The organism is Bradyrhizobium sp. UFLA05-153 (genome assembly GCF_054185185.1).
Map to the genome: position 1 here is coordinate 1 of NZ_JBBIAM010000207.1, position 8,784 is coordinate 8,784.

The following is an 8,784-nucleotide window of genomic DNA, read 5'->3' on the forward strand; positions in this document are numbered from 1 at the left end:
GTGTATAAGAGACAGTCCGGGCATCGCGCACGCGCAAGGCCTGCCGGAGGCGCCTGTTAGCGCGCCTGCGACGGAGCAGGCTGCCGCTCCTGCATCGTCCCCGCAAACAACTCACATGCCCGCAGGTCCCGCATCGCCGGCAACGCCCAATGCCGGCAGCGCTGCCATCGCCTCTCCCGCCACGCCCAACAGCGGCGCGGTCACCGGCGGCATGACCTCACCTCCCGTGGGCAGCAATCCAACCAGTCAGCCGAGCGTCGCTGCTGCAGCCATGTCGCCACCTTCGGGTATGAGTGCCGGCATCGGTCCGGCATCGCCACCGGGCCCATTGGCGCTGTCCCAGGCCGAGACCGCGCAAGCGACTTTCCTCGCGATGACGCAGTTCACGCAGACGCTGCTCGATCCCGCTATCGACGGTCGCGGCGCGGAAGCCTCGCCGGCGCTCGCTGACGAAGCGCTGGCGGCCTACGCCGCGATCCCTTCAGATCGAACGCGCGGCGGTGTCGGGCGCGAGGTCTATGAGGCCCTCTACGGCAAGATGCCCCTCATCGGCTCCGCGTACGCGCCGCATTGGAACGTCTGGGCTTCGGGAATCGGCGGCTCGCAAGTGGCAGGTAACAGCGCCGCGCCGGGCCCGAGCTCATCGAGCCGGATTTTTGCAACCGTGGTCGGGGCCGATTACTCGCTGTCGCCGCAAACGCGGTTTGGCTTTGCCATGGCCGGCGGCGGCACCAATTTCGCCGGCAGCGCCGGCAGTGGTCGCTCCGATCTGTTTCAGGCCGGAACCTTCGTCAGGCATACGGTCGGGCAGGCCTATGTCGCCACGGCGGTTGCCTATGGCTGGCAAGCCATCACCAGCGATCATCCCGGCGTCGACCAGCTCAACGCGGCCTTCAACGCCAATGCTTATTCCGGCCGCATCGAGAGCGGCTATCGCTTCGCGATTCCCTGGCTCGGCGTGACCGCTTACGCCGCCGGACAGGTCATGGCCTTCAGCCTGCCGGCAAACGTATCCCAACCGGCCTTTGCTACGAACGCGTTTGCGGCGGCCTTCGGCAGCGATCGTGTCACCGACAGCCGCAGCGAACTGGGCTTGCGCACCAACGCGTCCTTCGCGCTTCAGGGCGGTGCGCTGAATTTGCGGACGCACCTCGCCTGGGCGCATGATTTCAGCGCCGCAAGCACGGTTGCACCGGCTTTCCAGGCGCTGCCCGGCCTCGGTTACGTCGCCAGCGGCGCGGCGCTGGCTCCGAACTCAGCGCTCGCGGGCGGGGCGATTGAATTGAAATGGCTGAACGGCTGGGCCGCAGCCGCAAGCTTCGACGGCGAATTCGCGAGCCAGGTGCGGTCCTATACCGGCAAGGCCATCATGCGCTACGCCTGGTAGGACGACACCGTGAAGAAAATCGCTGTCCTTGCAATCGTTATACTTCTTTCCACTAGTATCGTTCTTATGGCCAAGCCACCAATGCCAGGAGAATGGCAGTTGCTGAGGAAGGGCGACCCTCTGGACGTGGTGAAGTCGAGAGTGCCCGATCTACAGCATTACGATGAGACCATGTTCACCTCGCAACGCGAGGTCGACCACTTTGGAATCGTGTTTTCATGGACAATGTACGTTCATTTTGACCGGACAGGGAAACTGGTGAGCATGAACGGTCGGAGCAGGAACGATTGGAGCGGCCTGCTCGATTCTCATTTCGAACTCTAAGGCGACGGCACGATCTCCAGCCGCATGCCGTCATAAGCCGGCACCACGCCCGCCGGCAGCGACTGCCTCACCACCTCGTAATCGACGTCAGCAGTCATGTTGGTGATGACAGCGCGCTTCGGCTTGAAGCGCTCGATCCAGGACAGCGCGTCATTGATGCTGAAATGGCTGACGTGGCCGGTGTAGCGCAGGCCATCGACGATCCAGAGATCGAGATTTTCCAGCGCACCCCAGCTCTCGCGCGGAATGTCGTTGAGGTCGGGCGTGTAGGCGGCATCGCCAATACGATAGCCGAGCGCGGGGATCTGGCCGTGTTGCACCAGGAAGGCCGTCATCTTCACCGCGCCGCCCTTCCCCAGGATGGTCTGGGTCTCGCCCGCCTCGATGGAATGCCGCGTCAGGATCGGCGGATAGTCGCTGCCCTCCGGCGAGATGAAGCAATAGGAGAACCGCGCCATGATGTCTTTGGCGGTCGACTGGTTGAAATAGGTCGGAATGCGCTTGCGCATGTGCAGCACGACCGAGCGCAGATCGTCCATGCCGTGGGTCTGGTCGGCATGCTCGTGGGTCAGGAACACGGCGTCGATGTGGTCGACATTGGCGTCGATCAGCTGCTCGCGCAGGTCGGGCGAGGTGTCGATCACGATCCGCGTGGTGCCGTGCTCGCCGGCCTGCTCGACCAGCAGCGAACAGCGGCGGCGGCGGTTCTTTGGATTGTTGGGATCGCAGGCGCCCCAGCCGAGCGCCGGGCGCGGCACGCCGGCGGAGGAGCCGCAGCCCAGAATCGTCAGCGTCAGTGTCATGCGGCGTCCCTGGTTCAGGCCTTCACCCTGGAGAACAGGCGGAAGAAGTTTTCGGTGGTCTGGCGCGAGATCTCCTCAAGCGATACGCCGCACGTCTCGGCGAGCACCTTTGCCACCTCCACCACATAAGCCGGCTCGTTGCGCTTGCCGCGGAATTTGCCCGGCGCGAGATAGGGCGAATCCGTTTCCACGAGGATGCGGTCCGCCGGAAGCTCGGCCGCGAGCGCGCGCAATGCTTCCGACTTCTTGAAGGTCAGAATGCCTGTGAAGCCGATGTAGAGACCAAGCGAAATCGCCTTCAGAGCAAGCTCGCGTCCGCCCGTGTAACAATGCAGCACGGCGGCAAATGATCCTTTCGCGACTTCTTCCTCCAGGATGCGCCCGCAATCCTCGTCCGCCTCGCGGGTGTGGATCACGAGCGGCAGGCCGGTTGCGCGCGCCGCCGCGATATGGGCGCGAAAGCCCCTCGCCTGCGCCTCCGGCGAGCCGTTGTCGTAGAAGTAATCGAGCCCGGCTTCCCCAAGCGCAACCACCTTGGGATGCTTCGTCAGCGCGATCAGCTCGTCGGCGGAGACGCCGTCCTCCTCATCCGCATTGTGCGGATGGGTGCCGACCGAGCAATAGACGTTGTCGTAGCGCTCGGCGATGGCGATGAGCTGGTCGAGCTTGCGCACCCGCGTCGAGATCGTGACCATACGGCCAACGCCTGCGGCCGCGGCACGCGACACGATCCCGTCGAGATCGTCCGAGAAATCCGGAAAATCCAGATGGCAGTGACTGTCGACCAACATCGTCCGGGCCTTACGCCGCCGGCTCGACGTAGCGCGGGAACGCCGGCGTCGGCGCGGGCAGCGTCGAGCCGGGCGCGATCCGCTTCTCGCCGCCGAGCATCGCAAAGTTGCGCTCGCCTTCGGGGATGCCGAGGCTGTCGAGCAGCTTGCCTGATGCCGTCGGCATCGCGGGCTGGGTCAGGATCGCGATCTGGCGCACGACTTCGGCGGTCACGTACAGGACCGTTTTCTGCCGCGCCGGATCGGTCTTCGCCAGCGCCCAGGGCGCCTCGCCCGCGAAGTAGCGGTTGGCTTCGGCCACCACGGCCCACACCGCGTTGAGCCATTGATGGATCTGCTGCGTCGCCATCGCTTCACGCGCAAGCGCGATCATGCCATCTGCCTGCGCCAACATCGCCTTGTCGTTGTCGCTGAACTCGCCGGGCTCCGGCAGCACCCCACCGAGCTGCTTGGCGATCATCGACAGCGAACGCTGCGCGAGATTGCCGAGATCGTTGGCAAGATCGGCATTGATGCGCGCGACGATGGCCTCGTGGTTGTAGTTGCCGTCCTGGCCGTATGGCACCTCGCGCAGGAAGAAATAGCGCATCTGGTCGACGCCATACTGATCCGCGAGATTGAAGGGATCGACGACATTGCCGACCGACTTCGACATCTTCTCGCCCCTGTTGAACAGGAAGCCGTGCGCATAGACCCGCTTCGGCAAGGGAATGCCCGCCGACATCAGGAACGCCGGCCAGTAGACCGCGTGGAAGCGGATGATGTCCTTGCCGATGATGTGGACGTCCGCCGGCCAGCGGCCCCAGTTGGCGTCGCTCTCGTCGGGGAATCCGACGCCGGTGATGTAATTGGTCAGCGCATCGACCCAGACATACATCACATGCTCTTCGTCACCGGGCACTTTCACGCCCCAGTCGAAGGTGGTGCGCGAGATCGAAAGATCGCGCAGGCCGCTTCTGACGAAGCTCACCACCTCGTTCTTGCGCGCATCCGGGCCGATGAACTCGGGCTTCTCCTCATAGAGCTTCAGGAGCTTGTCCTGGTAGGCAGACAGCCGGAAGAAATAGCTCTTCTCCTCCACCCATTCGACCGGCGTGCCCTGCGGACCAAGCCGCACACCGTCATCGTTCAGGCGCGTCTCGTCCTCGGCGTAATACGCCTCGTCGCGCACCGAGTACCAGCCGGCATAGGTGTCGGCATAGATGTCGCCGTTATCAGCCATCCGCCGCCAGATCTCTTTGCTGGAGCGGTGATGCTGCTCTTCGGTGGTGCGGATGAAGCGATCGAACGAAACGTCGAGCCGCTCATCCATCTCCCTGAAGCGGTTGGCGTTGCGGGTCGCGAGCGCCGACGGCGTCAGCCCCTCGTTCTGCGCGGTCTGGACCATCTTCAGCCCGTGCTCGTCGGTGCCGGTCAGGAAGAACACGTCCTTGCCGTCGAGTCGCGCAAAGCGCGCGAGCACGTCCGCCGAGATCGCCTCGTAGGCGTGGCCGATATGGGGCTGGCCGTTGGGATAGGCGATCGCGGTCGTGATGTAAAAGGCGTTTTCGCGCGACGGCGCCGCCACCGGCTCTGCGGTCTGCGGAGCGACTTCTTTCTTAGCAGGCGCGCGCGGCGCTTTCGGCTTCGCAGCCTTGGGAGGAGCCGCGACGGGGGCCGGCGCCGCGGGTGGCGCAGCCACCACTGTTGGCTTCACGACCTTCGCCGCTTTCCCGGCGGCCTTCTTGGCAACGACCTGCTTCTTAGCGCTCGTCTTGCCGGCCTTCTTCGCCGTCTTGGTCACGCGCGCTTTGGCCTTGGATTTGGACTTCTTCGCAGTCTTGGCAGCAACCTTCCTGGTCTTCTTGGCAGCTTTGGGCGTACGCGACCTGGCCGACCGCTTCGCGGCCTTCTTGGCTGTTTTCTTGGTCGATTTCTTGGCCGTTTTCTTGGCCGTTTTCTTGGCGGTCTTTTTCGCAGCCTTCTTGCCGCTCTTGCGTTTGACGGTTTTCTTAGCTCGCGTTGCCACCACGAATTCCTTTGCGGCTCTAAAAAATGGAAACCAGCGCCTAGCGCGTTGCGTCCGCGAGCCAGCCGAACACCGAAAAAACCAGCGGCTTGCGCTCCAGATTGTAGGTTTCGGTGTCGCGCGCGGCGCGGACGATCTTTTCCCATACCTCTGCAAGCCGTGCAAGGCGCGGCAGGTTCTGGTTGGCGCTCGCCTCATCCGCATGCAGCCGCTCGGCGATCCAGCGGTCGATGCCGTCGATGAAGGCCGCGAGAGCCACGCGATCGCTGGTGCCGAGCGAATCGCCGAGCGTGTGCAGCTCCTTTGGATCGACCTGCGGCAGACGCGCGAGCAGCGCCGCGGTACGCTGCTGAAGCTTCAGCGCATCGCCGCCGAGCAGCGTCAGCGCCCGCGCGACACTGCCCTCGGAAGCCTCTGCAGCCTCTCGCAGAGCCGGATCGCTCACGTCGAGCTCGGCGGCCACAGCCGCAGCACCGATCACGTCGTCGGTCGCAAGCGAGCGCAGGCGCAGCTTGCGGCAGCGCGACTGGATCGTCGCCAGCACCCGCGCCGGCGCGTGGCTGACCAGCAGGAACAGCGATTGCTGTGGCGGCTCCTCTAGGATCTTCAACAGCGCGTTCGCCGCGTTCGGATTGAGCTCATCGACGGTGTCAACGATGCAGACGCGCCAGCCTTCGGCAGCCGCCGTCGAGCCGAAGAATGCGATCGTCTCGCGCGTCTCGTCGACCGTGATGACCGTCCTCATCACGCCGCGGTCGTTCGCCGTGCGCTCCAGCGTCAACAGCCCGCCATGCGAGCCGGCGGCGACCTGACGCGCCACGGGATCGTTCGGATCGATCGACAGATCCTCGGCTCGCTGCACGGCGGGCGCGAGCGGATGGCCATGCGCGAGGACGAAGCGCGCCATCCGGTACGCCAGCGTCGCCTTGCCGACGCCTTGCGGTCCGCCAATCAGCCAGGCATGCGGAATGCGCCCGCTGCGATAGGCGGTGAGCAGTGCCGCTTCGGCTTCACGATGGCCGAACAGGCGGCTGGTCTCGCGCGGATGCGGAATCGCGGTCTCGCGCTCGGTCTGGCGAGGGCTCATGCGGACGCTGCCTTCGTCGGAGCGCTGAACACGCGATCGCGCAACGCCGCCCAGATTCGCGCGGCGACCGTGTCCGCATCGCCACTGGCGTCGATCAGCACGCAGCGTCCGGGATCGCCGGCTGCGATCTTGCGATAGGCCTCGCGCAGATCCTGATGGAATTTGAGGCTCTCGCCCTCGAAGCGATCCGGTGTGCCGCTGCCACGCCGCGCGGCCGCGCGCTGCAGACCAATCTCGACCGGCAGATCGAGGATGATCGTGACGTCCGGCTTGAGATCACCGATCGTAACCCGCTGCATCGCGTTGATGACGCCTTCAGGCACGCTGCCGAGGCTGCCCTGATAGGCCCGCGTCGAGTCGGCGAAGCGGTCGCACAGGACCCACGTGCCCTGGTTGAGTGCCGGCTCGATCACGGTGCGGACATGGTCGTCGCGGGCGGCCGCGAACAACAGTGTCTCGGCATCCGGCCCGAGCAGCTTGCCCATCCCGGACAGCACGAGATGGCGCATGATCTCGGCGCCGGGCGAGCCGCCGGGCTCGCGAGTGACGATGGTCTTCAGCTTGGTGGCGTCGAGCCGGTCGGCGAGCCGCTTGATCTGGGTCGACTTGCCCGAGCCCTCACCGCCTTCAAAGGTGATGAATCGCCCGCGCCCGGACGGCGACTTCACTGCAATCTCGTTCATGGTCAGAGCTTCTCGGCGCCCGCGCGGAACATGCCGATCACGAGCTCGCTCGCGCCGTCGATCGCGCGCCGCATGGTTGAGCCGGTGCCGATCGCCTCCGCCGCATAGACCGGTGTCTCCACAGCGATTTGGCCGCTGCGCCAGACCCGCACCACGCCGACCGGCTGCCCCTCCCGGACCGGCGCGCGCACCGGACCGCTGTAGACGATGCGCGCGATCAGCTTGTCGCCGCCGTTCTTGTGCACCATCACCTTGACCGGATCCTTGGCGACAAGTTTCACCGAGCGGCTCTCGCCGCCGAACACCTTTGCATAGCCCACCGGCTGGTCGGCCGCGATCAGCGTCCGGGTCTCGAAGTTGCGAAAACCCCATTCCAGCATCTTCTTGGCTTCGGTGGCGCGATCCTCGGAGTCTTCAAGGCCGTTGACGACGACGATCAGCCGCGTGCCGTTCTGCACGGCCGAGCCGACCATCCCGTAGCCGCCCTCCTTGGTGAAGCCGGTCTTCAGCCCGTCGGCACCTTCCATGGCGTTGAGCAGCGGATTGCGGTTGGGCTGGCGGATCTTGTTCCAGGTGAACTCCTTCTCGCCGAACAGCTTGTAGAACTCCGGATAGTCCAGGATGACGTGGCGCGCGAGAATGCCGAGCTCGCGCACCGTCATCTTGTTGCCGGGGTCGGGCAACCCGTTCGAATTGGCGAAGGTCGATTTGGTCAGGCCGAGCTCGCGGGCGCGCTTGGTCATGAAATCGGTGGCGAAAAGGCGCTCGTTGCCCGCCATGCCTTCGGCGAGCGCGATGCAGGCGTCGTTACCGCTCTGGATGATCGCGCCATGCAGGAGATCGTCGACCGATACCTTGCTGTTGATCGCGGCGAACATGGTGGAACTGCCGGAGGGCGCACCGCCCTTCCGCCAGGCATTCTCGCTGATCCGGTATTCATCGGTCAGCTTGATGTCGCCCTTCTTCACTGCATTGAAGACGACCTCCGCGGTCATCAGCTTCATCATGCTGGAGGGGGCGCGCAGCTCGTCGGCATTCTTCTCGAACAGCACGCTGCCGCTGGACGCCTCGATCAGGATCGCGGTGGGCGCGTCGCCATCAAAGCCGGCTTCTTCCTTCTTGGCGCCCTGCACGCTCTGATTGGCGGCATAGAGCATGCCGCCCCAGCCGAGGCTCAGCGCCACGCCGGCGGCAACGAGCCCGCGCGCGAGCCACCCGGCGGCGAACCGGGATGGGCGGGTCGGAGGAAAGTGAAATGCCATGGCGAAGCCCTGAGAGCGGCGTTCTAACAGTTGGCCCCCGCGCAAACAACACGGGGAACCGGATCATCACCCGAAGATTGCACAGGTGGGCCGGGGTCCCTATCGTGGCGCCTCACGATTTCCGACCAAACCTCTGAAACAAGGCGGAAAAGCGATGTCCTCCTCCCGCGTGATCTCAGCCAACGGGATCGATCTTTTCGTCCGTGAGCAGGGCCAGGGGCCGCTCGTGATCCTCTGCCATGGTTGGCCGGAACTCTCCTACTCCTGGCGTCACCAGATCCCGGCGGTGGCGGCGGCCGGCTTTCGCGTCGTCGCTCCGGACATGCGGGGCTATGGCCGGACCACGGCACCATCGAATGTCACCGCCTACTCCATCTTCGACACGGTCGGTGACGTCGTTGCCCTGGTGCAGGCGCTTGGCGAGACCAAGGCCATGGTC

General features: G+C 65.0%; 9 protein-coding genes. 3 read left to right on the plus strand and 6 right to left on the minus strand.

Going from position 1 to position 8,784, the window contains the following annotated elements; genetic code table 11:
* Both Q2941_RS49130 and Q2941_RS49135 read left to right on the plus strand, forming a co-directional pair.
* Positions 1-1,387: autotransporter outer membrane beta-barrel domain-containing protein (locus Q2941_RS49130; RefSeq protein WP_458197174.1), on the plus strand; the 1,387-nt coding region annotated here is incomplete at its 5' end.
* Between the two features lie 9 nt (positions 1,388-1,396).
* The gene (locus Q2941_RS49135) at positions 1,397-1,711 is read left to right on the plus strand and encodes a hypothetical protein (protein WP_254112409.1); all 315 of its coding nucleotides are present in this window, start codon (positions 1,397-1,399) and stop codon (positions 1,709-1,711) included.
* On the opposite strand, the gene Q2941_RS49140 is transcribed toward Q2941_RS49135, so the two are convergent.
* From Q2941_RS49140 to Q2941_RS49165, 6 genes are read right to left on the minus strand one after another with little or no spacing between them, the layout of a single operon-like run.
* Positions 1,708-2,514, minus strand: coding sequence for an MBL fold metallo-hydrolase (locus Q2941_RS49140; RefSeq protein ID WP_027523284.1), 807 nt, complete (start codon positions 2,512-2,514; stop codon positions 1,708-1,710). The genes Q2941_RS49135 and Q2941_RS49140 overlap by 4 nt on opposite strands.
* Before the next feature lie 14 nt (positions 2,515-2,528).
* Positions 2,529-3,305 carry a TatD family hydrolase gene (locus Q2941_RS49145; protein ID WP_027523285.1) on the minus strand — a complete coding sequence of 259 codons (777 nt, stop codon included), beginning with the start codon at positions 3,303-3,305 and terminating at the stop codon, positions 2,529-2,531.
* 10 nt (positions 3,306-3,315) lie between these two features.
* Positions 3,316-5,313, minus strand: coding sequence for a methionine--tRNA ligase (metG, locus tag Q2941_RS49150; protein ID WP_458197175.1), 1,998 nt, complete (start codon positions 5,311-5,313; stop codon positions 3,316-3,318).
* Between the two features lie 40 nt (positions 5,314-5,353).
* The gene (locus tag Q2941_RS49155) at positions 5,354-6,400 is read right to left on the minus strand and encodes a DNA polymerase III subunit delta' (protein ID WP_027523287.1); all 1,047 of its coding nucleotides are present in this window, start codon (positions 6,398-6,400) and stop codon (positions 5,354-5,356) included.
* The gene (gene tmk, locus Q2941_RS49160; RefSeq protein ID WP_254112411.1) at positions 6,397-7,083 is read right to left on the minus strand and encodes a dTMP kinase; all 687 of its coding nucleotides are present in this window, start codon (positions 7,081-7,083) and stop codon (positions 6,397-6,399) included. Before tmk ends, Q2941_RS49155 begins: the two co-directional genes overlap by 4 nt.
* A gap of 2 nt (positions 7,084-7,085) precedes the next feature.
* The gene (locus Q2941_RS49165; RefSeq protein WP_027523289.1) at positions 7,086-8,345 is read right to left on the minus strand and encodes a D-alanyl-D-alanine carboxypeptidase family protein; all 1,260 of its coding nucleotides are present in this window, start codon (positions 8,343-8,345) and stop codon (positions 7,086-7,088) included.
* A gap of 154 nt (positions 8,346-8,499) precedes the next feature.
* Between Q2941_RS49165 and Q2941_RS49170 the strand changes: the two genes are divergently transcribed.
* Positions 8,500-8,784 (plus strand): alpha/beta fold hydrolase (locus Q2941_RS49170; RefSeq protein ID WP_458197176.1); only part of this gene is annotated, 285 nt, incomplete at its 3' end.

What these genes read in the sequence shown, in the direction of transcription:
- Q2941_RS49165 (WP_027523289.1), bottom strand. Translation starts at nt 8,345, where the DNA reads ATGGCATTTCACTTTCCTCCGACCCGCCCATCCCGGTTCGCCGCCGGG.
- tmk (WP_254112411.1), bottom strand. Translation starts at nt 7,083, where the DNA reads ATGAACGAGATTGCAGTGAAGTCGCCGTCCGGGCGCGGGCGATTCATC.
- Q2941_RS49140 (WP_027523284.1), bottom strand. Translation starts at nt 2,514, where the DNA reads ATGACACTGACGCTGACGATTCTGGGCTGCGGCTCCTCCGCCGGCGTG.
- Q2941_RS49145 (WP_027523285.1), bottom strand. Translation starts at nt 3,305, where the DNA reads ATGTTGGTCGACAGTCACTGCCATCTGGATTTTCCGGATTTCTCGGAC.
- Q2941_RS49155 (WP_027523287.1), bottom strand. Translation starts at nt 6,400, where the DNA reads ATGAGCCCTCGCCAGACCGAGCGCGAGACCGCGATTCCGCATCCGCGC.